We start from the raw sequence: 22,994 nt of genomic DNA on the forward strand, positions 1-22,994 counted from the left end.
CTTCTTTACAAGAGTGTTTTCCATTGCTACTAAAGGAGCGCTTCTGTACAATAAGAGTGACTCTATTAAACGAAGCAATGAAAGCAGTTTTATTATAGAAGGGACTTAGATATATTGACTACAGTATGCCTTGTTCGACACGGTGAAACAGATTGGAATAAAGAATCTCGCCTCCAGGGCCAAGAGGATATCCCATTAAACGACACAGGACGTAAACAGGCGAAAGAAGCTGGTTTGCACCTTAAAGGAATGGAATGGGATGTGTTCATAACAAGCCCTCTTTCAAGAGCCAAAGAAACGGCCACTATTATTTCAGAACAAATGGATGAGTCCATTCGCCTTGTGGAGATGGATCATTTTAAGGAACGTGCATTTGGAGAAGGATCAGGATTGACGTTTGAGGAAATTCGCACTCTCTACCCCAACCGGGACTACAAAGGTCAAGAAGAGTGGAATCCATTTCAGAAGAGAATTTTTGATGGCTTACATGACATTCAGAAACACTATAAAGATCAAAAAGTTCTTTTAGTTGCACATGGAGCTGTAATCAATGCAATTCTATCCGTCCTATCAGAGGGAGAAATCGGTTCAGGCAAAACGAAATTAATGAACGCATGTATTAGCAATATTGAACATCTGAATGAGATGTGGCAAATAAACACCTATAACGATATCAGCCACCTTTCTTAATTTGAATTTAGATCATCAATACGGGAGTGTACTCTACATTGACCTATATTTTATTTACAATAGCAGCCCTAGTAACATTTTTGCTAGCTGTTAACTTATCGACTTATGCAGACATCATTGAAAAGAAATCGGCTGCAACAGGTGCTATGATCGGTCTCTTGCTCGGTGCGGCAACATCCTTGCCAGAAATTACAACAAGTATCACAGCTGTCACGATTGATAATCCTGACCTTGCTCTTGGTAACCTATTGGGGAGTAACCTTTTTAATGTGCTTATATTAGCCCTATTCGATCTATATTATCGTAGGTCTCGTCTACTCGGTTACTCTACAAACGAGCACGCAGCTACAGCAGGCCTTGGTCTGTTGATGTCGATGGTCATCTTATTATCTTTCGTCATCTCTCTCCCCTACTCTTTCTTTGGCGTTGGTCTTGATTCTTTAATCATCATTGTCTTTTACCTTGTTGGTATTAGAATTATCTCTCAGTTCACCTCTAATGAAGCCAATCAGCCGGTTGAAGAAGCAAATGCAAGACACGTACAAAGGATTCAAACTACTAGTTTACAGCAAGCGATCTTATATTTTGCACTAGCGGCTATTGGTACAATCCTTGCAGGTAGTCTTCTCACTGTAACAGGTGATCAAATTGCAAAGATTAGTGGACTCGGTTCTACATTTGTCGGTTCCTTGCTTATTGCAGCAAGTACATCTCTGCCTGAGGCAGTTTCATCCTTTATCGCAATTCGGTTACGCAACTATTCATTAATGATGAACGGAATCCTTGGTAGTAATCTATTCAATTTACTCATCCTTGCTGGTACAGACTTATTCTTCCGTAACGGCCCCCTTCTTCAAGCTGGGAATGAAGCGCATGTATACTCAATTATCGGTTCAATGCTTTTAATCGCTTTAACGCTCTATGCCATTTTAAGAAAAAAACCTTTGAATACCTTTTCGTATATGTTCCCTTCCGTTTTGATTGTAATTATTTATTTAGCTTCGAGCTACTTAATTTATACGCATTCCACTGTTTAACAGCCGAGCGGTATACCGCTCGGCTTTTTCATATTCCATTCAGCCAGATCGCATAAAAGTAAGATTGACCACAAAGAAGCTCGTATGTGCTAAAATGAAATTAATAGCAAGAAAGGAGCGATAATTATGAATCAACTTGTGTTTATAGAAACGGGCATGGGTGTTGATGTTCATGGCCAAAACGTAACAAAAGCATCTGTACGCGCTGTTAAAAACGCCATACATACGAACTCTATGCCGGGCATTAAAAATATTCTACCAGAACAATCTTTAGACAATATGGTGGTCAATATAAAGTTAGCTGTCCCTTGTGATAAGGAAAAGCTAGACCTTGAACAGATTCGCAACGCTATCCCTTATGGAACTGTCACCGTTGAGGTAATGGACGGTGGAATGCTTACAACAAGTGGTATACATTTAGAAGAAAAAGAGGACAAAAACGACCTCATGTATATCGTAAATGCTTCTGTTGAAGTAGGCTACTAAAGCAAGAGACATAAGAAAGAGGAGTGAAACGATGTTTAAAAAAGTAGCATCTGATGCCTTAGGTTTAAGTGATGTCGGAAAGGTCATTACCCCTGAAGATTATGACAAAGTAGATGCAGACGATTATGTCATGCATGAAGACGATGAAAAAATATTTTTCCTAATTAAATCTGCGGCTGACGAATACTGCTTTACAAACAAAGCTCTCATTCATTTAGATGGCACTAGTGCGACCAGCAAGAAACGAATGCTTCATCGGTATGATTATTATAAACATGCCATTTCAAATGTAGCACTAGAAACCGCAGGAACAGTAGATTTAGATGTTGAGATTAAGTTTTCAATGGGGAATCAATCCTTTTCTATTGATGTGCACAAGAAGAACATTGAAGAACTAAAAGACCTATATAAGGCTCTCCTTAAAATCAGTGAAGTGATGAGTGAGAACGAAACTTATTATGAGTTTACCAAGCAAAGCCTAGATTACGCATCTAACACGTTGAACCGAACAGACATTAAAGATAACCGCGTATTCGAAGAATTCAAATCCATCAATCAGCTTGCTTTTAACTGGTTAGTAGAGAGTAAACAAAAATATACAGTTAAAGATTTCGGAAACATCTTCGAGCGATACATCCATAACTAGTACATAAAGCAGCCACCATGATAATGATGGCTGCTTTTTTGTATGAATACCTAGCATATTTCCTCCCTTCTCCCTCATACACTAAAGGGACAACCTTGAAGTGAGGTGATGTGAGTATGGGAGATGTTATCCCTTTCCCGAAGCCTAAAATCAAATTAACACATGAAGAATCAATCGAGTATAGGAAGCTCCGTGACCTTTTAGACAGAGCAGAGACTTGGAAAGAACTGAGAATATGTCAAAAGAAAGTAGAACAGTTCAAAAAACGAGTTAAAAAACGCCACTCCCGAAACCCCTTACCGTAAAGAGGGTTTTTCTTTTTGTGGTTATTTAACTTTCGGAGTTGCTACTAAGTTTCTAAAAGATCAACTAGCCATAAACATGCTCACACAAATGGGTGTGAGCATGTTTCATCAATCATTATTTGTAAATGGGAGAGTATTGAGGCGTTTAACAGCTTCTTTTAAGCGGTCTTCAGTTTCTAACAACCCTATTCGTACAAAACCTTCTCCCTTCTCTCCAAACCCTATCCCTGGAGCTACAACGATTCCAACTTGATCGATAAGGTAATCTGCAAAAGATTCAGAAGTAAATTCACTTGGCACCTCTAGCCACATAAAGAATGAGCCCTCTGGTGCTGTAACTCGCCATCCAATATCCCGCAGTCCTTTAACAAGATAATCCCTTCTACTTTCATATAGCTTTACTAATTGCTCTACTGATTCTTGACCGTTTTCTAGTGCTTCTGCAGCAGCCTCTTGCACCGCACCAAATAAACTCACATAATAGTGATCCTGGACAAGTTCAAGTGCTCTAATCACACTTTGATTCCCAACAGCGAATGCCACACGCCAGCCTGCCATATTAAATGTCTTACTCATCGTATACATTTCTACACCCACGTCTTTAGCACCAGGTACCTGCAAGAAACTGAGTGGTTTCTCTCCATCAAATCCAATCGCGCCATAGGCGAAATCGTGTACGACACATATATCATGCTTGTTCGCTATTTCAATTGTATCTTCAAAGAACGATTCTGTTGCGGTAGCTGATGTAGGATTGTTAGGGTAATTCAAAAACATCAACTTCGCTTTATGAAACGTATCCTCCCCAATCTGATCATATCGAGGAAGAAAATCATTTTCCTTTAAGAGCGGCATCCTCTCAGTGTGTGCATTGGCCATCGCCACCCCTGACAAATAATCAGGGTAACCAGGATCAGGAACGAGCGCGGTATCCCCTTCATCAAGGAAACATTGACTGATCTCCACAAGTCCTGTTTTGCTACCAAACAGAACCGCTACCTCTTTCTCAGGATCAAGGTCTACATCATACTCGCGTTTATAAAAATTGGCTACCGATTCCTTTAAAAATGAAAACCCTCTAAAGGGAGAATATTTATGGTAGGTCTCATTATCCGCCGCACGTTTCAAAGCCTCTGTCACAAATGAAGGAGTCGGCTGATCAGGATTTCCCTGGCCTAAATTGATCATTTCCTGACCACCTTCTTCTGCTCTTTTCACTTTATCTACTAGCTTAGCAAAGAACTGTTCAGGCAGACGTTCGAGCGTTTTAGAATATGTAAATTGCTTCATGTCGTTCCTCCTTTAAACGGTCTTAATAAGAAAGAATAGACCCATTCTCGCTTTTTGTAAAGGCTGAATTTTCTTACATCTATTTTATGAATACGTTTTCTTTGATCGATCTTTCTTACAGTCATGGTGGACCCCACAGGTAAAATAAAAAAAAGCTAACCTAATGGCTAGCTTTTTTTACGACTTATAATGAAATTTGGAAAGGTCTGTCTGAAAAATTGGGTTCTCATTCGTGAACCTGGCAGATGAAATCAGTCTTTTATTTTTCTTTCGAATTTTATACCCACCTGTACAAATATCATGCCATGGTGCTTGGTACATCAATCGTCCATTCAACACCTATCCCTCCATACGTTTGTCTTAAGGATAGTGTTAACGGAAAACATTTATCTTATAAATGAATAGGACATATAGAATTAGTTATTTACAAAAAGGGAATACAATTGCGGTCAATGGATCCCCTTCCTCAAACTTAAGGCTAACAGTATTTAACGAATCTGCCCCGTACCTTTCATTTGGTACTTAATAGTCGTTAAGGCAGGAAGCCCCATTGGACCACGAGCATGGAGTTTCTGAGTAGAAATACCAATCTCTGCTCCAAATCCAAGTGCGCCTCCATCTGTGAAGCGAGTTGATGCATTGTGATAAAGCGCGCTTGCGTCTACTAGCTTCATAAATAGATCCACATTTTGAAGATCTTCAGAAATGATCGCTTCAGAGTGTTTCGTGCCGTAAATCTCAATGTGCTCAATGGCTTCTGTAACATCACGAACGACTTTCATCGCTATGTGCTTACTCAAATATTCTTCAGCCCAGTCCTTTTCGACAGCTTCTGAAGCACCAGGAATCGCTTCAACAGCTAATTTATCTCCATGAACCACAATGCCATGCTCTTCTAATGAGGCTACAAGTGCCTCTTTATGATTGTTAAGCCAGTTCTCATGAATAATAACGGTTTCGGCAGCATTACACACAGCAGGTCGATCCGTTTTAGCATTAATAAGAATGGAAATGGCTTTTTCAACATCTGCTGTTTCATCAATATAAATATGACAATTCCCAACCCCAGTTTCTAAGACAGGAACAGTAGCATTGTTCACAACAGCTTGAATTAAAGAGCCCCCACCGCGAGGAATTAATACATCAATATATTCTTTCATTGTAAATAAAGCATTCGTCGCCTTGCGGTCTGTACTTGCAATAAATTGAATAGCGTCCCTAGGAATTCTTGTATCTTGAAGGCCTTCTTGCATCACTTCAACAATCTTTTTGTTCGATTCAAGGGCTGAAGAGCCTCCTTTAAGGACAATGGCATTTCCAGATTTTAAAGCAAGGCCGGTAGCATCCACGGTCACATTTGGACGGGCTTCATAAATCATTCCGATAACGCCAAGGGGAACGGTCACTTTCTGTACCTGAAGACCGTTATCAAGTGTCCAGTCCGATTGAACAATGCCAGTTGGGTCCTCAAGCTCAGCAACTTCACGTAGGCCATTAGCGAAATCTGTAATGCGCTCTTTTGTGAGAGTAAGACGATCCATAAAAGCATCTTCATACCCTTTCTCCCGACCCTTGATAAGATCACGTTCGTTTGCTTTTAATATCTCTTGCCATTCTGTTTCTAATTGTTCAGCAATCGCGTACAAAGCTTTATTTTTTTCCTCTGTAGTTAATACAGAGAGCGTTTTAGACGCTTTCTTGGCTTGAATCGCCTGAGCTTCCACATTCGTTTGTTCTTTGGTAATCATAGATCCATTCCTCCTCGCTTATTAGACACTTACTGGTAAGGCAAAATCAAGATGACATACGAAGTCTTCACGTTCAACGGCTGGTTGTTTATATTTAGAAAGCTGATCAATAGGCTGGCCAATGAAAGATTTGAATGTTGCCGAAGAATAATTTACAACCCCAAGGCCTACTTCCTCTCCGTCACTATCCATAACTCGAACGACAGCGCCTTTATCAAAATCACCTTGTACGTTCGTAATGTGAGCGGGATGTAAACTATCCTTTTGCTGCACAATGGTATCCTTCGTCACCATATCTATGATAACTTCACCTTCTGGTCCTGAATTAAAAGCAATCCATTGTTTCTTTTGATCCAGATTTGTTGTATCTGGTTTAGAGGTGAAGTACGTTCCTTTTGCTTGTTGGTGAACCGCGTCATAAACAATATTTTGCGTTGACGCTTTACCTAGGAATGAAGAGATCCCAGAAGCCATCGCAATCTTAAAGGCATCTATTTTAGATTTCATACCTCCTGTTCCAACTGAACTTCCTGACCCTCCAGCAGAGGCTTCAATTTCATCTGTTATTTCCTGAACTTGTGATACAAGTTTTGCATGTGGGTTATCATTCGGATTTTCATCATAAAGTCCATCAATATCTGAAAGAATAATAAGTTGATCAGCATCAACTAAACCAGCTACTTTGGCAGATAATGTGTCGTTATCTCCGAATTTAAGAAAATCCATCGTAATCGTATCGTTTTCATTAACAATTGGTATAATCCCTCGATCAAGCAGGACATTAATTGTACTTCTTGCGTTATTATAACGGTCCTCATCAGAGAAGTCGCTTCTAGTAATTAGAATTTGACTTCCCACATAACCGTGTGAAAGAAATAAGTCAGAATAAGATTCAATGAGAAGTCCCTGACCAATGGATGCTGCAGCCTGCTTCTCAGCAAGATCTGTCGGACGCTCTAAGCAGCCAAGTTTCCGATAACCAGCAGCAACTGCGCCAGATGATACTAGTAACACTTCATGGCCTTCATCTTTCAAACGGACGACTTCATCCACGATTTTCTCTAGTTTTCGGCGACTAATCTCTCCGTGCATACTTGTTAAAGAACTGCTTCCAATTTTAATGACAATACGTTTCGATTCGGTGTCGGTGATCATAAGTTCCTCCTGCAATTTAGTTTGTTTCAGTTTTAGTGGGTTGCGAGCGGGGGCTTTTCCATTTGTTTCGCCATCTCTTTAGAACGAGTTGCCGCTCCTTTAATGGCAGCCGTAATCGCTTCTCCCCCTCTGTGCTTGTCGAGCGCTTTCAATCCAGCAGCCGTTGTTCCATTTGGAGATGTGACGTTTTCTCTTAATTCAGTTGGGGATTCATCTCTTTCCTGAATCATCTTGGCAGCTCCGAGAATGGTTTGAGCACCAATAGACCTCGCTATTTCACTATCTAATCCAGCTTCTAGGCCCGCCTGTTCAATGTGTTCCATGAGATTATAGAAGTACGCAGGGCCACTGCCTGCAATTCCAGTGAAAATATCCATTTGATCCTCATCAATGACGTAAGCTTCGCCAAAGGATTCCATTAATGTCTTAGTGAAGGTTATTCGATCTTTAGGGGCATAGGCACCAGGTGCGATAGCCGTGGCTGATTCCCCGATCATGCTAGAAGTGTTTGGCATGACTCGAATCACTTGTTGTTTCTCTGGTAAGTGATCCTCCATGTATGAAGTTGAAATTCCTGCTAATACAGAAATGATGGTTTGTTGTGGGTTTAAATGAGGCTTTAATGATTCTAGTACAGAATCAATATCTTTTGGTTTCATCGCTAATATAAATAGGTCAATCTTTTCAAAATCTAACTGTTCACGTTTCTTGGCTTGAATGCCATATTTATACTTCAACTCGTTTAAACGGTTGGTATTACTACGGTTTGATACGATAATTTGATTCGGAGTGACCTGCTTAGACTGAACCATTCCTGAGATCATAGCTTCAGCCATAGATCCTGCTCCTAAAAAAGCAATCGTTTGTGCCACTACTTTAACACGCTCCCTTTTGGCTTTTGTAACAACGATGATTATCGTAACATTCCAAAAAATATATGCAAGGGCTTTCGGATAAGTGGGGCGTAAAGAGGCGAAATAGTTTATGTAAACGGTTCCATTCGTCCTTATTCACTCAATGTGGCGTCTCAAGGCTGCTGATTTCTTCTCAAGAGGTTTTATGAAGATTATGGAAAGGTCTTGTTTTTCAATACCCTAATTGTTTGATTATTCAATAATTTAGAAGATATTCAGATGTCCATCATTTGTACTGCGACATTTGATGGATTCTGTAACCTAGTGGTTCCCTCCACCTTTTCCATAATTATAATATTTTAAGACAAACATAAATTTTTTAGATTAACTGGGCAGAAATAAAGGAAAGAATACATATAACCATTAAAGGAGTTTAAATTTATGTTCTATCAAATAAAACGTTATGCAACGATGTCTAAACGCGAAAGAAAGAATGAACTACAGTCTACCCTCTGGTTTATGCCAATGTGGTATATTATCGCATCAATCTGCCTATCCGCTTTAACCTTTTTCCTGGACTATAAACTAGACTTAGCTGCTTACTTTCCTAAGCTTATAGCATTTAGCGCAAGTACAACTCAGACACTTTTAGGATCATTAGTCGGAGGGGTGTTAACACTTAGTGCCTTTACCATTAACTCTATTCTGGTAGCTCTGACTACGTTCAGCGGACAATTCTCGTCTAAAATGCTATTGAATTACATAAGTGACAGAAACACTCAACATGTAATGGGAATCTTTAACGGAAGCTTCATATACGTCTTATTAAACTTCCTCTATGTCTCAAACGATGATGTAGAGTATCTCTTAGCTATACCTTTCCTTTCGATTGCAACCGTTTTTCTTGCAGCTATTACGTTCGTTTATTTCATTAATCACACTACAACTTGGCTGCAGGTGCATAACATCACCTCACGGATGAAAGAGAATTCTAAGAAGATTATTCAAAGTTCGCTAATGAAAGAAATTGAACCTTTTCGGAAAACAACAGACGAAACATTAGCTCAAAAACCTACTGAAGAAGGAAATGTAATTCTTGCCGAAAGTTCTGGTTACCTGCAATTAGCCGATTTTCAAAAACTTATATACCAAGCGAAAGAAGATGATTTAGTTATATCACTTCAACCTCGTATCGGAGAGTTTGTGCTGTGCAATACCCCTCTGTTCACCTATTGGGGAGATGAAGAAAAGTTTAATAAGAAAACCTATTTAAAGTTAGTCGAATTAGGTAAAAAACAAACGGAAATTCAAGATCTTGAATACGGCGTAAATAAACTTGCTGAAGTTGCTATACGCGCTCTTGGGAATGATGATCCTTTAACGGTCACCAATACCCTTCACCAGATAACAGAATTATTGCAAGAAGTAGGAAGCGTCACAGATTTCTCTCCTTATCTATACGATAAGGATGGGCATTTACGTCTGATGCTTTGCCAGGAAGATTTCAAATTTTACTTACACAAAGGCTTCGCTAATATAAGAGAATATAGTCATCACAACGTCACGATTATTACTGAAATCTTATCCATGCTATCCTTATTAGCTAAAGGAATGGACGAAAGATTCCTTCCGGATATTTGGGAGTTTGCCTACCAAACCGTAAAAGGTCTGAATGGATGTAGCTTATTTGAGAATGATTGCTATTATCTTATTAACAACCTAGAATCTGTATCAAGAAATACTCATAAAGAGAATGAATTTGACCCACTAAAAGAAGAACTTTTAAAAACGATCTATCAATAAAACGAAAACGAGCGCTCTGATAGGAATCAGAGCGCTCATTTTTTCGTTTATTCAATTTTTTTCTTCAGGCTTTTGTTCACTAGCTCCATATTTAATTAGAGAGAATATAAACTCGAGCTTCATATGGCGATAAGTTCAAGAGGTTTTGATCTGTATGTTGAACGGATTTATAATTACTAAGAATCAAAGCTTCTTCATTAACTGCTATAGGAGGAATAAAAGAGACTTCGGCTTCTGTTAGATTTGCAATAACTAACGCGTAGTCATCCCCTAGCGTTCTTGTGTAGGCATAAATTTGAGGGTCTTCCTCATTGACTAAATCATATGTGCCATACGTAAACAAGTCATACTTCTTCTTCAATTGGATCATCTTTTTATAATAATTCAGAATTGAGTCCGGATCTTTCCTTTGGGTATCCACATTAACCAATTCATAGTTTGGATTAATCTTCATCCATGGACTCCCACTCGTGAAACCTGCATTTAATTCAGAGCTCCACTGCATCGGCGTCCGGCTATTATCACGTGAGGTATTCCACAGGATATCCATCACTTCCTGTTCGGTTTTACCTTCTTCGATCATATTGTGATACATATTTTTAGCGGCTACATCATCAAAGTCTTCAATAGAAGGAAACTGGAAATTAGTCATACCAATCTCTTGTCCTTGATAAATGAACGGTGTGCCTTGCATAAAGAAATACATGGTCGCTAAGGAAGTAGCACTTTCTCGCCAATAACGACTATCATTTCCCCAGGTAGAAACACTTCGGGCCTTATCATGGTTTTCAATGAAGAGAGCATTCCATCCATCTCCCTCAAGACCTTTTTGCCAACGGGTTAAGGCATCTTTTAACGCAAGTACATCCAACTTTTCTTCAGCGTCTTGATCCCAAAGGTCTAAATGTTCGAACTGAAAGACCATGTCCATCTTTCCTTCATCCCCAACCCATAAATGAGCTTCATCGGCACTGACACCATTTGCTTCGCCTACCGTCATGACATCATAATTTCTATAAGTGCGATCTTTGAACTCTTGAAGAAATTCATGAATGCCGTCCTGATTCATATGCATATCAAAGGAAGAGACATACTTTTCATGATCTGGGTTCGGAAGATCAGGAAGACCTGTACGCTTCTTAATGTGACTAATCGCATCAATGCGGAACCCATCAATCCCTTTATCAAGCCACCAATTGACCGTATCATATAAGACTTCACGCACTTCTTCATTCTCCCAGTTAAGGTCCGGTTGTTTCTTTGAGAACAAATGCATATAGTATTGACCCGTTGCTTCGTCGAACTCCCATGCAGAACCACCAAAGATACTCTCCCAATTATTAGGCTCGGCACCGTCTTTTGGATCTCTCCATATATACCAGTCACGTTTTGGGTGATCTTTGGAGGACTTCGATTCAATAAACCATGGGTGTTCGTCACTTGTATGATTCAGCACCAGGTCTATAATTAACTTCATATCACGTTTATGGACTTCTTGTAATAGCTGATCAAAGTCTTCCATTGTCCCGAATTCTTCCAATATGTCCTGGTAGTCTGATATATCATAACCGTTATCATCTTTAGGAGATTTATACATTGGACAAATCCAAATGAAATCAATACCTAATTCCTTTAAATAATCGAGACGACTCATCATCCCTTTTAAGTCTCCGATACCATCGCCGTTTGAATCTTGAAAACTCCTTGGATAAACCTGATATCCTACAGCTTCTTTCCACCATACTCGTTCCATTATTTATCCCTCTTTCCCTTACCAATCGTACATGTGATCTCCAAACCAAAGTGATCAGACACGACCGGGCTTTTGCCTCCATCTAGCACAATCTCAGACCTTAGTACTTCAATAGGTTGATTACAGAAGATATGGTCAATCTTAATACCTTCTTTATTGTGGTCCCAGCCGGCAATATTTCCTTCAACTGTGGCATTCCCAAGTTGATCCACGGCCTCTTCATGTGTATCGATCCACCCATATTTCTTTATGTAGTCATATCCCTCGCCACGTTTCATATCTGACGCATTAAAATCCCCCAGTAAAAAGGTTAAGCGGTCACCTTGGACATAACTTAATAGTGAATCTACTTGTGAAACATAGGACTCTTCTTCATCGCCCCACCAACCAAGATGACAAGAAAATAACGTCATTGGCACGCCTTCTATTGTGCATGATACAGAAACAATCTTTCGCGATTTCCAATAGTCAATCGATTCCGATTCAGTAACGTAAAAAGAGTCGGAATAATTGATAGGATGTCTCAGAAGAAGGGCAATCCCTTCTTCATACACATCATACCCATAATGAGAAACATCCCACACGAGCTCATAATCCTTACTCCCTAATTTATGGAGCTCTTGTTGAAGTAAATATCCATAATTGTCGCTCCGTATATCATTGTAAAGATACGGGGCCTCTTTATGCTGACTCACTTCCTGCAGGGCAATCGCATCATACCTACTGTTATGGATTTTTGATGCAAGTTGTTTTATCTTCATGTGAGGGTTCTCTTCTTGCCATGCGTGAACATTAATGGTCAGTAATTTCATAGATTAAGCTCCTAATTTTGTTTGAATCTCAGATTTTAATACGTCCGCTTTAGGACCGTAAATGGCCTGTACACCTCTATCTTTTACAACGAGGCCCATTGCTCCGTTTCGTTTCCATTGATCCTCTTCTGCCACTTTCTCTAAATCATTAACAGTTACACGTAAACGAGTCATACACGCATCTACTTCATAAATATTTTCTTTTCCACCGAGTAAAGCAATGACTTGACCTGATTGAGAAAGATCTTCTCCTTCTTCCCCTTCAGCTGAGCTAGCGCTGCTTTCTTCTGGGTTGTCATCAATATAATTTCCTTTACGTCCAGGAGTTGGTAATTTCATCTTTTTAATCATAACATTTGCAATCGTGAAATTCAGTCCGAAGAAGACAAGACACGTCACAGCAAAGTTAATAAGGTCTCTCCCAATTCCTGCATTAATCATTAGTGGTGTACGGGTAATCAATTCCACCATACCAAATGCGTGAACACGCAAGTCCACAAGATCCACTACAGCAAAAGCCAATCCTGTCATAATCGCGTACACAACATATAATAGAGGTGCAGCGAACATGAACATAAATTCAATCGGTTCCGTTACGCCTGTTAAAAAGACGGCGAGACCTGCTGAGAGGAAGACGGATTTATACTTACTTTTCTTATCCTGATCGACGTTTTTGTACATCGCAAGAGCAATTCCGATAAGTGCTGCAGTTGATGTAACAACCTGCCCTGCTTTAAACCTCGCAGGAGTCACATTCTCCTTCAATTCGTTATAAGCTTCCATATTTCCTTGAGACATGTAGTTGTATAAATCAGTTGCCCAAGCTAACCATAACGGGTCCTGACCTGCTACAGCCTGTCCAATATTTTTACCCGTTTGAATAATGTAAGTTCCACCTAATTCGGTGTAATTTATAGGAACCGTCAACATGTGATGCAAACCAAACGGTAGCATAAGACGCTCCATGGCTCCATAAACAAATGGAGCTAATATTGGTGCTGAATCTCTCGATGTTGCGATCCATTCACCAAAGTTATTAAGAACCGTTTGAATGGGAGGCCACACGAGCGCCATTGCTAATGAAACAAAAACTGACCCTAACATAACCACAAACGGTACAAACCGTTTCCCATTAAAGAATCCTAACGCATCAGGCAATTTATCAAATGCATAATACTTATTAAAAAGACTAGCCCCTAAGAAACCTGAAATGATCCCTACAAATACTCCCATATTGAGTGCAGGAGCACCTAATACATTAATAAAATAATCCCCAACAGGCATTTCTGTACCTAAAAATGATGTTACAGTTTGCTCCCCATCAATTAACATAGCGGAGTTAACACCAAATATAGCTCCTGTAATTCTGTTTATAAAGATAAAAGCAAGAAGGGCTGCGAACGCTCCACCTGCCCGTTCCTTAGCCCAGGACCCACCTATTGCAACTGCAAATAAGATATGCAGGTTGCCAATAATGGACCAACCGATATCTTCCATAATTCGCGCAAACGCTTGCATAAAAGCAAGGTCATCTACCACCATATCAAGTGCTTTCCCTAATGAGATCATAATACCAGCTGCTGGCATTACAGCCACTACAACCATTAATGCTTTCCCAAACTTTTGCCAGAAATCAAATGAAAAGATCGGCAATTGCTTTATTTTTGACATATTCCCACTCCCCTTAGTTCTACTATCTGGAATCGTTTTCACAATTATGTAAAAAATGAAAACGTTTTGTGCAAACGTTTTCGCAACTTATGAATCAAATAGTATCGTAAATTCTTCCATTTAGCAATAGTTATCTACTCTTTTCACAAAAAAATTTTATCATACTTTCTAATGTAATAAATTAATGAATCTAAATCATGAGCTTGCACACCTGCTACAACATCTTCAAACAAAAGGATCATTACTTTCTTAAGTAGCCTAAAAGAGGTAAGAAGTGATAGCCAAAGATCTTGTTCCAAAATTCCATGATCAAGGTCCCCTCCCATATGCCCCCTAATGACAGTAAGACTTTCATTCCATTGTTTGTATTCCTCTACCGTTAAATAGTTATTACTCATCAGAAGTCGAAGGAAAGTAGGAGCATGCTCCCAAACTCTACTTAACAAAGTTGTAAATAATGGTAAACGATTGTATAATTCATCCATACTTCCAAATAAATGAGTGTAAATCTTCCACCATTCTTTTAGTAGCCCTGGATGAAATCCATCTTCCCTGTAATCAACAATGGAGCGAAATATAGCTTCGATGGTCTTAGCATCTAGACCCGTAATCTCTTCCCATAAAGCGTCGAACCCTTCCGTTTCGTAAAGGAGGCTATATGTGGCAAGACCTTCTCTGATGGTTCTGAAAAAAGTTGGAGGGATATCTTCTAAAACTTCCCTTAAACGCTGCCCCTTCCTCACCCTCAATAGACACTCATGTCCAACATCCATAAACCCAGGTACTATATGAAAAGCGTACAAAAGATCGCTGTTTACGTTTAGTTTATAAATGAATTCTTTTTCGGTTGGATATATCCGATGGGCTAGTTTCTCAAGGCCCTCTATAGGAATTTGGTAAATGAGCGAAAAAGGGTCTAAAACTTGATTCGTATGAAGTTCGATTTCATGTTGAAAGGTAGTATCAATATAGGCTAATTGATACACACTTGGCTTCGCGTCATTATAAGTAAAAACGATCTCAAATGGCGCTTCAATGAGTTGAAGAGTCTGAACAAGATTTCCTCCTAAAGAGAATCCCATCCCGATTTTTCTTAGAGGTGGGATTGTTTGGTTTAGGATATGATTGGTCACCTCTTCATTAAAGGCTCTTGCTGCCTCATATTGGGTCTTTCCTAGCCCTGTAAAGATCCCAAGTAAGTTATACACCCAATCTTTTGGCCTCCAATCTGACACTTCCCTATGTTCACTGCCTCTAAAGATCGTATACAACTCATTTATACTAGCAGACGGACTGTAGAAATGAATGGCTGTTCCATCAAAACCAGTATCCCGTTCCTTTATGAATGACTCAGAAGAATAGATCGTTACTTCGATATCACGCTGTGATAAAAGGTCCTGATTTAGCAACCAATCTTTAATAGCTCCACTATTTAATAAATGAAATTCTTGATTTAACACTTCAGCTCGTATAAGGTCACTATTTAAAATCAATTCTCCCGCCCCCCTTATGTTCTACATTAAGTGTAGCAAATCTCAGATACATTCACGTCCCCTATTAGATGCATATTCCCTTCTCAGGTCTTTCCTACCTTTAAGAGAAATAGTCGTAAAGATCCATTCACTTATCATAAAAAATAGCAAAGAGGATATAAAAAAAGGTGAAATCAGATCTGATTTCACCTTTTTCTTCTATAATAATTAAGCTGATTTTTGTTCGTTTGTTTGAGTGTCTTCAACTTGATTGCCCATCAATTTATCAACAATAATTGATATAGCCCCATCACCTGTTACATTTGTAGCAGTACCGAAGCTGTCTTGAGTCAAGTAAAGTGCAATCATAAGAGAAAGCATAGCATCATTGAACCCAAGCATAGACTGAAGAAGACCAATCGCTGACATGACTGCCCCGCCTGGAACACCTGGAGCGGCGATCATAGTAAGTCCAAGTGCCAGAATGAATGGGAAGATCTCTGCGAAGGTCACTTCCATCCCGTTCAGAAACATGACAGCCATAGCAGCACTTACAATGGTAATCGTACTACCAGAGAGATGGATATTCGCACATAGCGGAACAACAAATTCTGCAATCTTGTCTTTTACATTGTTTTTCTTCGTTTGACGAAGTGTTACTGGAATGGTTGATGCAGATGATTGTGTTCCAAGAGCTGTGAAGTAAGCAGGCACCATATTTTTAATTGAAGTAACAACATTTTTCTTCGAAATCGCCGATGCTGCTGTATATTGTAATGTAAGCATGACAAGGTGTAAGACAATAATAATAGCAAATACTTTAATAAATGTAGACATAATTGTTGCTACTTGCCCACCATAGGTCATATTCGCAAAGATCCCGAAGATGTGAACCGGCAATAATGGAATGATCACATATTGAATGACCTTTTCAATAATACTTCTCAGATCTTCAAACCCTTTTTGAAGCGTATCTCCCTTAATAGAAGCAAGTCCTATACCAATTACGAACGCAAGTATTAAAGCCGTCATTACACTCATAACAGGTGGCATATCAACAGTGAAAAATCCTTCTACTAAAAATTCTTCCGGGTTTTCAAAGTTCCCGTCCAGGCTTCCAACTGTTAAAATGTTAGGAAAAACGTTACTGCCTACAACAAAGGCTAATAAACCAGCAATAATCGTAGAACCATACGCAACGCCTGCTGTCAAACCAACAAGCTTCCCGGCTCCCTTCCCTAACTCACCAATTCCAGGTGCGATAAAGGATAAGATAATAAGCGGGATAATAAAGTTTAGAAAGTTCCCAAACAAACCATTAAACGTAGCGAACAATTCTATTCCCGTTTGAGGAAGTACTAATCCACTAATAATTCCTAGTGCAATGCCAATTAAAAGTCGTGGTAATAATCCTATTTTCATGTTTTGTCCTCCTCAGGTGAACAACCGTTTTCTCTTGATGGATACAAGTATAGACCTTGAACCCTTATTTGTTAAGGAAAAAACATAAATTCGGAATTTTCAGTTTATAGACCGCTTTCATATATACCGTAGCGTTCTTCTAATCCCCACATATATACAGCATGATTTCTTATCGAGGCGTAAATACTAAACCTCATAACGCTTGTTAGGAGGGATCGTATGCTTTCATCAGAAGATCAACATACATTTCAGAAAAGATTGATGAAACAACGAGAAGAGTTAGAAACGCATTTAGAACACAATGATCATTACGATCTAGAATCAGAGTCGGATCATGAATCCGTCTCCGAACTCTCCAACTATGATAACCACCCTGGAGATACAGCTACGTTTCTTTATGAACGAGAGAAGGATATTGCTTTAAATGAGCATGCAGAACAAGAGCTTAAAGATATTGACCATGCTCTAGAGAGAATAGAGGAAGGGCGTTATGGGCAATGCGAGGCCTGTGGAAAGGATATACCACAAGCACGTTTGGATGCTTTACCTACCACAACATTTTGCATTGAACACAGCCCTAGTCAACAAGAACATGAAGAAAGACCCGTGGAAGAAGAAATTCTTCAACCTGGCTTTAGAAGGCATTCTGATGAAGCTGCCGTGACTAACTTTTATGACTCTGAAGATTCATGGCAAGATGTGGCCCGTTATGGAACTTCAGATACCCCGTCCGATTTTTCCGGACAGGACATTTCTGATTATGATGATACGTTCATTAATTCAGATGAACCTATCAGTTATGTAGAGGATTACGAAAACTTCACAGGAAATGATCTATATGGCAAAAATATCAAAGTCTATCCAAATGAAGCACATGAAGAGTATGAAGAAGACTTAGATGAAGACGGAATGATGTCCATTCTAGGGGACATTCCTTATCATGAAGGAGATACCTATACAGAGGAATAAAAAAAGCCTTGCCATTGGGCGAGGCTTTTACTCTTTATTCTTAACCTGATCTTCTGTATCGTGGTCTCTATCCTCTAGAGGATCAATATCAATGGCAGGTGTATTGTTGTTCATATAATATTGGGAAAGATTCTCCCCTTCCATCCCTCTATCTTCGTGATCTTCACCATTGAATGCTTGACTTAACTTACTATTCGCTGTAAAAGCTTCTGACATTTGATGATCTTCACTATTTCGCTTTTTATCACTCATATGATCTAACCTCCTGTTGTATAATGCTTCTATTAAACGTTTCCCTGATTAGGGAGATCTTAACCACAAATATTGTTCGGAACAAAATCTCCCCTATTCATTATATAAATTGAAATATTCAATCGCCAACTCGCTTCTAATAGTAAAGGAGGGATTCTCTATGGAATTCGAACTGCATACCTATGAAGGTGCTTTTCCCAACCAAGTTACAGTGGACCCAGATAACGGAGTATATACGATAAGGACAGCAGACACTAGTGGGCAAGTATTTAATTCTCAGCAAGAGTTAGTGTCATGGGTGGAGCAAAATTGGAATAAAGAGGTTTTTGTCCATCCTGAACAATACGAACAAATGATGAAAAAGATTCGTTCTGAAATCAATGAATGATCTATAAGGAAACGTAAAAACTATAAAGACAGGAAGGGAGGGTACACTGATGACGAAACGAAAAGTAGCTAGAGATGCAGCTTTAAAAAACAATTCCACACCTACAGAAAGTATGACAAATGTGGAATTAACAGATGAAACGAAGAGTCAGGAAGATATGCAACGAGGTGCAAATCGAAATTCAAAACACGGCTTACAAGGCGGACATAAAAAATAAGAGGAAGATCTTCCTCTTATTTTTTTCATGATTGAAGGTTTTCAATTTGTTGATTGATCCTTGAAAGTTGTTCCTCTTTCTCTTCTTCACTTAAACCTTCATCGGACTCTACCTGGTCCTTTTTAGCTTTTAAAACCCTAATAGCAAAGTCCGCTTCATTTACTTCTTTCGCTAATGATACAGCTTGATCATACTCATTCAATTGGAAATGGCTATTGGCAGCGAGCCAAGTTGAGCGCGTCCCATTAACTTTTTTATGAAGCTCTAACACCTTTTCATAATCGTCATTGATCCATGCCTTTTCCATCATAACTCTAGGGGATTTGGACTCTATTTGAAGAATAACCTGATTGGCCTCTTGTGTTTGAAGCGAAACTAAATTCTCTACGACAGCTTCTTTTAAAGAATCTTTTAATGTATTTGCTTCCCTCAATGACTTAATGGTTCCGTCTAGAAGAGCCTCTGTTTCCCCGTTCACATTCTGCAAGCCTTCTAATAATCGGATAGCCTTTTCATGGTCATTCTGCAAGGAAGCTTGATAAGCAGCGGCACGTGCTTGTTGTGAAGCAAGCTGTCCCTTCAGCTCTTCCACCTCTTCTCTATATTCTAGTGATTTGCTATCGTCTTGATCTGCAGAAGTGCCTCCGCTGAATCCGATCCCTAATCCTAGCACAAGCATAGAGCCAGCAAGAATAAACGGATTTATCTTTGAAGATCGTTTAGGATCATCTTTAGAGTTAGGTGGTGGGCTAATAAGCTCTTCTAATTCATCGAGGCGTTTTGCTTGAGCCATTCTTTGGGCGAGTCTAGATTCATCCCAAGTAAGATGTGAGCTCCCTTTTCTTAAAATATGATGAAACGAATAAGAGGAAAACATGGATAAAAGGCAGGCTTGAAAAGCTTTAAATAGCTCTCCTTCCTCGTCGTTTGAAGGGGGAAGAACTTCTCTTAATCCTCTGTGACCAATCTTTAGACCATGTTCAGGATGGACAAAAAGATTATCTGGGTCCATGTAAGGGATGTAAGGCGATCCCTCTAACCTTCGTAATTGAAAAAGGTGGGCTAATGATGCCTTTTTCTCTTCTGTTGATGACGAGTGCTTAGAGCTCAGTGGGACAAAAGCTGGATCGGTCTCATACGCTATCTTTAGCCTGTCCTCTTCCATATAGATCTCACCCACTCGCAGAAATAGTGGAAGGCCTCGTTTAAGTTCTTCTAACTGTTCTGTTTCTACAATATGTGTATCTTCTTTCAACACGATTGCGGTTAAGAATCGATTCTTTTCGTCTTGTTGAAGCTGAATAGGCTCTTCCACAGGCCCTCCCCTCCTTTCTTTTGAATACGGTGAAGGTCAGCCTCAATCTCACATAGAGAAACCGACCGTGCTTCTATTGGACTTGTTAATCTCTTGCTCCATGCATGAATTTCTGGATTCTTTAGCCTTTTGTCATTCAAATAACAAAGAAGCGCACCAAATCCATATAAGTCGGTTCTAACGTCTCCTTGAGATCTTACATATTGCTCCGGGGCCGCGAAACCTTCCGTCCCAATAGGGAAAGCGTCCTCTTCCTCAAATACACTAATCCCAAAATCAATAAGCGATACCTCTTTTGGTGAGTAAACAATAATATTTGAAGGAGAAAGATCTCTATGCACAATAGGGCGATCGCGACAATGGAGATCATGAAGAATCTTACATAAAGTCCTGCAAATCTGAAGTAGTTCATCACTGGAAGCATCTTTCATAAATGATGAAAGGGTGCTTCCCTCTTTGTATTCCTGAAGGGTTTCAACCCACCCTGTACTCTTATCAATATCAATATGGTAAAAAGAAGGAATAGCTGGAGTATCCATGGTGATAAGTTTCTCAGCTTCGTTTATAAGCTGCTTAGAGAGAGGGTGATTTTTTTTCATTATTTTCAGGATGAAGCGCCCTGGCCGATTAGGGGTGTGGACTAATGAGACAGAGGCTGAGCTTTCATTCTTAAATTCCTTGATTCGTTTATAAGAACCCACTTGATTGTCATACATGCGCAGGTTCCGGATGATGGAAGGTCAACGTGCTATTTCCAATGATCACTTTGTCGTTATCTTTTAATTCATATACCTTATAAGGAATTAATGGATTCTCATTCACATAGGTTCCATTCTTAGATCCTAAGTCTTTCACCCCGTAGTGATCTCCTACCTTTGTAAATTCAGCGTGGACACGCGAAACACCCTCAACATCTTCTACGTGATGAACCATTTCATGATGTCTCCCGATCACGAAATGATCACGATTGATATTGACTGATTCTGTTTCATTGTTACGACGGACGGTTAAGAATGGAACGATGTCGCCTTTAATAGATTGGTAAGCGTATGATCCCCCATTCTCTTCTCCTAATGGATTTGTCTGAAATTCTTCTTCCACTCTTTCATCCGAAACAGACTTTGTTTCTCTGATAGAAGGAACCGAGAGCTCCTCTTCATTCTGAAGTTCTGAAGGCTTCTTAGGATTCTTTGTTTTTTTAGATCTTTGAAAAATTCCTTTTCGCCATGCGAGATAACTACCATCAAGTATTGGAATGAGAATCGTAGAAATTGTGCTTATATAAAACCAAAGGGAAGTACCAGTAGATTGATAAACCTTCCAAAATAACGCAATAGCTAAAGCAGAACCAGCAAACAAGTACACCTTCTCACGGTCAGAAACGTTGGATGCTTCTTTCTTCCCCTTCTCCTTTTTATCTCGATCGGTATGAACCTCATTCATATCTTCAGGTTTCATTGGTTCTCCATCTTTCATGGAAGCATCTTGTAATGGATGATTAGATTCTTGAGCTCTCGCTTCATCAAATGCATGATAGACAGACATAGACATCAGGAGTTCTTTTAAACCCTGTAAGTTATAGGAGGGACTTGCCACATACTGGCTTACTTCTTCTTGTTTTTCACCCTGAAGATGCTCATATTCTTCAAGCAGTTCATTTAATAAGGAACGAAGATCATCCGAAATATCTCCTTCCCTATCTAACTCTTTCATAGGAAGATAAGTCAGATAAACGTCTCCTACATCCCTTCCGATAAAGATGAAGTCTCGTTCAAGAACAAACTGGTTGTGATTAAGCATATATAAAGAACTCGCTTCGATCGCTTCAATAATATGAATAAAAAGATGGGCGAAATCATTCCATGATAACCGTTTCTCACGTAGATAGGGGGTGAGCATCCGTTTTGAGGAAAGGTCATAGTGAAGACGTAACTGCAGATCCATTTCATCTACCTTGACCGGCAATAAACGAGGGACAGTGTTGGACTGCATCATTTTCATCTGCAGGGCATTCAGGTCCTCCTCCTTCAAATGACGACCCTCTTTCCCCAAGCACACTAACTGGAGACCATTTTGTTGTCTAAAATCAAACGAGTATCCAAAAATCGTAGAATTCAACCTATTCCCTCCGTTCTCTCTTTTAATTAGCTTTATAAAAAATAATAATAGGTAGTTAAAACAGCTGGTAATACTGCATACATAAAGGGAAACCTTGTTCTTTTGTTTTGCTTAAAGGCATCTAACTGAGAAGGATTTCTTTGTAGTACTCGCATCGTTCTTTCATATAAACGTATAAAAACCCTTTGCATTGGGGTCCTGACCACGAGCAAGATCACAATTCCAATGACACCTGCGTAAACGACAGAATACATCATCAAATAAAGCGTAAATTCAATTCCCATAATCGCCCCAATCGCAGCAAATAGCTTTACATCACCTGCCCCGATCGCTTTAAACATATAAAGTAGCAAAAAGATGCCCCCAGATACCAACAGCCCAAGACCTGAGAAAAGAAATCCGTTAATCCCTCCTGTCAGAAGGTGATACATTAAACCAGTCACCATTCCTATAGCCGTTAGCCAGTTGGGTAGTTTGTGATAGTTCACATCCCATATAAACGCTACAATAATAAATGCTATAAACAGTGCATCATACATCCCCACTAATCATCTCACCCCAGCTTGTATGCTCTTTCCTTATTTGAATAGA

The 22,994-nt window shown here is 39.5% G+C and carries 22 protein-coding genes; 8 read left to right on the forward strand and 14 right to left on the reverse strand.

The window, feature by feature from the left end; genetic code table 11:
- Positions 1-114 precede the first annotated feature (114 nt).
- The 4 genes from LQ226_RS05070 (at position 115) to LQ226_RS05085 (ending at position 2,859) form a co-directional block, all read left to right on the forward strand.
- Positions 115-690 carry a histidine phosphatase family protein gene (locus LQ226_RS05070; RefSeq protein ID WP_231416770.1) on the forward strand — a complete coding sequence of 192 codons (576 nt, stop codon included), beginning with the start codon at positions 115-117 and terminating at the stop codon, positions 688-690.
- 38 nt (positions 691-728) lie between these two features.
- Positions 729-1,727: a sodium:calcium antiporter gene (locus LQ226_RS05075; protein ID WP_231416771.1), complete on the forward strand. Its 999-nt coding sequence runs from the start codon at positions 729-731 to the stop codon at positions 1,725-1,727.
- Between the two features lie 126 nt (positions 1,728-1,853).
- Complete coding sequence (locus tag LQ226_RS05080; protein ID WP_231416772.1) at positions 1,854-2,213, forward strand: Lin0512 family protein; 360 nt, start codon at positions 1,854-1,856, stop codon at positions 2,211-2,213.
- A gap of 31 nt (positions 2,214-2,244) precedes the next feature.
- Complete coding sequence (locus LQ226_RS05085; protein WP_231416773.1) at positions 2,245-2,859, forward strand: PH domain-containing protein; 615 nt, start codon at positions 2,245-2,247, stop codon at positions 2,857-2,859.
- Positions 2,860-3,272: 413 nt separating this feature from the next.
- On the opposite strand, the gene LQ226_RS05090 is transcribed toward LQ226_RS05085, so the two are convergent.
- From LQ226_RS05090 to proC, 4 genes are all read right to left on the reverse strand, one after another.
- A complete protein-coding gene (locus LQ226_RS05090; RefSeq protein ID WP_231416774.1) occupies positions 3,273-4,454 on the reverse strand; it encodes a pyridoxal phosphate-dependent aminotransferase in 1,182 nt (393 codons plus the stop codon).
- 488 nt (positions 4,455-4,942) lie between these two features.
- Entirely contained in the window at positions 4,943-6,202 is a 1,260-nt protein-coding gene (locus LQ226_RS05095; RefSeq protein ID WP_231416775.1) for a glutamate-5-semialdehyde dehydrogenase, read from the reverse strand.
- Between the two features lie 21 nt (positions 6,203-6,223).
- Positions 6,224-7,357: a glutamate 5-kinase gene (gene proB / locus LQ226_RS05100; protein WP_231416776.1), complete on the reverse strand. Its 1,134-nt coding sequence runs from the start codon at positions 7,355-7,357 to the stop codon at positions 6,224-6,226.
- 32 nt (positions 7,358-7,389) lie between these two features.
- Entirely contained in the window at positions 7,390-8,229 is an 840-nt protein-coding gene (gene proC / locus LQ226_RS05105; RefSeq protein ID WP_284526487.1) for a pyrroline-5-carboxylate reductase, read from the reverse strand.
- 423 nt (positions 8,230-8,652) lie between these two features.
- Between proC and LQ226_RS05110 the strand changes: the two genes are divergently transcribed.
- Entirely contained in the window at positions 8,653-10,014 is a 1,362-nt protein-coding gene (locus LQ226_RS05110; protein WP_231416777.1) for a DUF2254 domain-containing protein, read from the forward strand.
- 91 nt (positions 10,015-10,105) lie between these two features.
- Here the strand turns inward: LQ226_RS05110 and LQ226_RS05115 are convergent, their stop codons facing one another.
- The 5 genes from LQ226_RS05115 to LQ226_RS05135 all read right to left on the reverse strand — a co-directional run bounded on the left by LQ226_RS05115 (position 10,106) and on the right by LQ226_RS05135 (position 17,144).
- Positions 10,106-11,767, reverse strand: a complete 1,662-nt coding sequence (locus tag LQ226_RS05115) for a glycoside hydrolase family 13 protein (protein WP_231416778.1) — start codon at positions 11,765-11,767, stop codon at positions 10,106-10,108.
- Entirely contained in the window at positions 11,767-12,579 is an 813-nt protein-coding gene (locus LQ226_RS05120; protein ID WP_231416779.1) for an endonuclease/exonuclease/phosphatase family protein, read from the reverse strand. Before LQ226_RS05120 ends, LQ226_RS05115 begins: the two co-directional genes overlap by 1 nt.
- 3 nt (positions 12,580-12,582) lie before the next feature.
- The gene (locus LQ226_RS05125) at positions 12,583-14,232 is read right to left on the reverse strand and encodes a PTS transporter subunit IIBC (RefSeq protein ID WP_231417574.1); all 1,650 of its coding nucleotides are present in this window, start codon (positions 14,230-14,232) and stop codon (positions 12,583-12,585) included.
- Between the two features lie 161 nt (positions 14,233-14,393).
- Positions 14,394-15,743 carry a DUF6792 domain-containing protein gene (locus tag LQ226_RS05130; RefSeq protein ID WP_231416780.1) on the reverse strand — a complete coding sequence of 450 codons (1,350 nt, stop codon included), beginning with the start codon at positions 15,741-15,743 and terminating at the stop codon, positions 14,394-14,396.
- A gap of 207 nt (positions 15,744-15,950) precedes the next feature.
- Positions 15,951-17,144 (reverse strand): dicarboxylate/amino acid:cation symporter, encoded by a 1,194-nt coding sequence (locus LQ226_RS05135; RefSeq protein WP_231416781.1) that lies wholly within the window; start codon positions 17,142-17,144, stop codon positions 15,951-15,953.
- A gap of 219 nt (positions 17,145-17,363) precedes the next feature.
- On the opposite strand from LQ226_RS05135, the gene LQ226_RS05140 reads away from it, so the two are divergent.
- Positions 17,364-18,113 carry a TraR/DksA C4-type zinc finger protein gene (locus LQ226_RS05140; RefSeq protein ID WP_231416782.1) on the forward strand — a complete coding sequence of 250 codons (750 nt, stop codon included), beginning with the start codon at positions 17,364-17,366 and terminating at the stop codon, positions 18,111-18,113.
- 27 nt (positions 18,114-18,140) lie between these two features.
- On the opposite strand, the gene LQ226_RS05145 is transcribed toward LQ226_RS05140, so the two are convergent.
- The gene (locus LQ226_RS05145) at positions 18,141-18,365 is read right to left on the reverse strand and encodes a hypothetical protein (protein WP_231416783.1); all 225 of its coding nucleotides are present in this window, start codon (positions 18,363-18,365) and stop codon (positions 18,141-18,143) included.
- A 160-nt stretch (positions 18,366-18,525) separates the two neighbouring features.
- Here LQ226_RS05145 and LQ226_RS05150 point away from each other — a divergent pair, with 160 nt between their 5' ends.
- Both LQ226_RS05150 and LQ226_RS05155 read left to right on the forward strand, forming a co-directional pair.
- On the forward strand, positions 18,526-18,753 hold the full coding sequence (locus tag LQ226_RS05150; protein ID WP_231416784.1) for a hypothetical protein: 228 nt from the start codon (positions 18,526-18,528) through the stop codon (positions 18,751-18,753).
- Positions 18,754-18,802: 49 nt separating this feature from the next.
- Complete coding sequence (locus LQ226_RS05155; protein ID WP_231416785.1) at positions 18,803-18,970, forward strand: hypothetical protein; 168 nt, start codon at positions 18,803-18,805, stop codon at positions 18,968-18,970.
- A gap of 25 nt (positions 18,971-18,995) precedes the next feature.
- Here LQ226_RS05155 and LQ226_RS05160 read toward each other — a convergent pair whose 3' ends face one another.
- Genes LQ226_RS05160 through LQ226_RS05175 form a run of 4 tightly spaced genes read right to left on the reverse strand, consistent with a single transcriptional unit; the run spans position 18,996 to position 22,942 of the window.
- Positions 18,996-20,285 (reverse strand): type VII secretion protein EssB/YukC, encoded by a 1,290-nt coding sequence (locus LQ226_RS05160; protein WP_231416786.1) that lies wholly within the window; start codon positions 20,283-20,285, stop codon positions 18,996-18,998.
- Entirely contained in the window at positions 20,237-21,001 is a 765-nt protein-coding gene (locus LQ226_RS05165) for a serine/threonine protein kinase (RefSeq protein ID WP_255687449.1), read from the reverse strand. The genes LQ226_RS05160 and LQ226_RS05165 overlap by 49 nt, the downstream gene beginning before the upstream one ends.
- Positions 20,994-22,403: a DUF6382 and FHA domain-containing protein gene (locus LQ226_RS05170; RefSeq protein WP_231416788.1), complete on the reverse strand. Its 1,410-nt coding sequence runs from the start codon at positions 22,401-22,403 to the stop codon at positions 20,994-20,996. The genes LQ226_RS05165 and LQ226_RS05170 overlap by 8 nt, the downstream gene beginning before the upstream one ends.
- Positions 22,404-22,435: 32 nt before the next feature.
- The gene (locus LQ226_RS05175) at positions 22,436-22,942 is read right to left on the reverse strand and encodes an A24 family peptidase (RefSeq protein WP_231417575.1); all 507 of its coding nucleotides are present in this window, start codon (positions 22,940-22,942) and stop codon (positions 22,436-22,438) included.
- Between the last annotated feature and the right edge of the window lie 52 nt (positions 22,943-22,994).

Source organism: Pontibacillus sp. HN14, assembly GCF_021129245.1.
Lineage (GTDB): Bacteria > Bacillota > Bacilli > Bacillales > BH030062 > Pontibacillus.

Coding starts and splice junctions, on each gene's coding strand:
- LQ226_RS05120 (WP_231416779.1), bottom strand. CDS start 12,579: ATGAAATTACTGACCATTAATGTTCACGCATGGCAAGAAGAGAACCCT.
- LQ226_RS05155 (WP_231416785.1), top strand. CDS start 18,803: ATGACGAAACGAAAAGTAGCTAGAGATGCAGCTTTAAAAAACAATTCC.
- LQ226_RS05140 (WP_231416782.1), top strand. CDS start 17,364: ATGCTTTCATCAGAAGATCAACATACATTTCAGAAAAGATTGATGAAA.
- LQ226_RS05085 (WP_231416773.1), top strand. CDS start 2,245: ATGTTTAAAAAAGTAGCATCTGATGCCTTAGGTTTAAGTGATGTCGGA.
- LQ226_RS05150 (WP_231416784.1), top strand. CDS start 18,526: ATGGAATTCGAACTGCATACCTATGAAGGTGCTTTTCCCAACCAAGTT.
- LQ226_RS05175 (WP_231417575.1), bottom strand. CDS start 22,942: ATGTATGATGCACTGTTTATAGCATTTATTATTGTAGCGTTTATATGG.
- LQ226_RS05145 (WP_231416783.1), bottom strand. CDS start 18,365: ATGAGTGATAAAAAGCGAAATAGTGAAGATCATCAAATGTCAGAAGCT.
- LQ226_RS05115 (WP_231416778.1), bottom strand. CDS start 11,767: ATGGAACGAGTATGGTGGAAAGAAGCTGTAGGATATCAGGTTTATCCA.
- LQ226_RS05080 (WP_231416772.1), top strand. CDS start 1,854: ATGAATCAACTTGTGTTTATAGAAACGGGCATGGGTGTTGATGTTCAT.
- LQ226_RS05110 (WP_231416777.1), top strand. CDS start 8,653: ATGTTCTATCAAATAAAACGTTATGCAACGATGTCTAAACGCGAAAGA.
- LQ226_RS05095 (WP_231416775.1), bottom strand. CDS start 6,202: ATGATTACCAAAGAACAAACGAATGTGGAAGCTCAGGCGATTCAAGCC.
- LQ226_RS05135 (WP_231416781.1), bottom strand. CDS start 17,144: ATGAAAATAGGATTATTACCACGACTTTTAATTGGCATTGCACTAGGA.
- LQ226_RS05165 (WP_255687449.1), bottom strand. CDS start 21,001: ATGTATGACAATCAAGTGGGTTCTTATAAACGAATCAAGGAATTTAAG.
- proB (WP_231416776.1), bottom strand. CDS start 7,357: ATGATCACCGACACCGAATCGAAACGTATTGTCATTAAAATTGGAAGC.
- LQ226_RS05090 (WP_231416774.1), bottom strand. CDS start 4,454: ATGAAGCAATTTACATATTCTAAAACGCTCGAACGTCTGCCTGAACAG.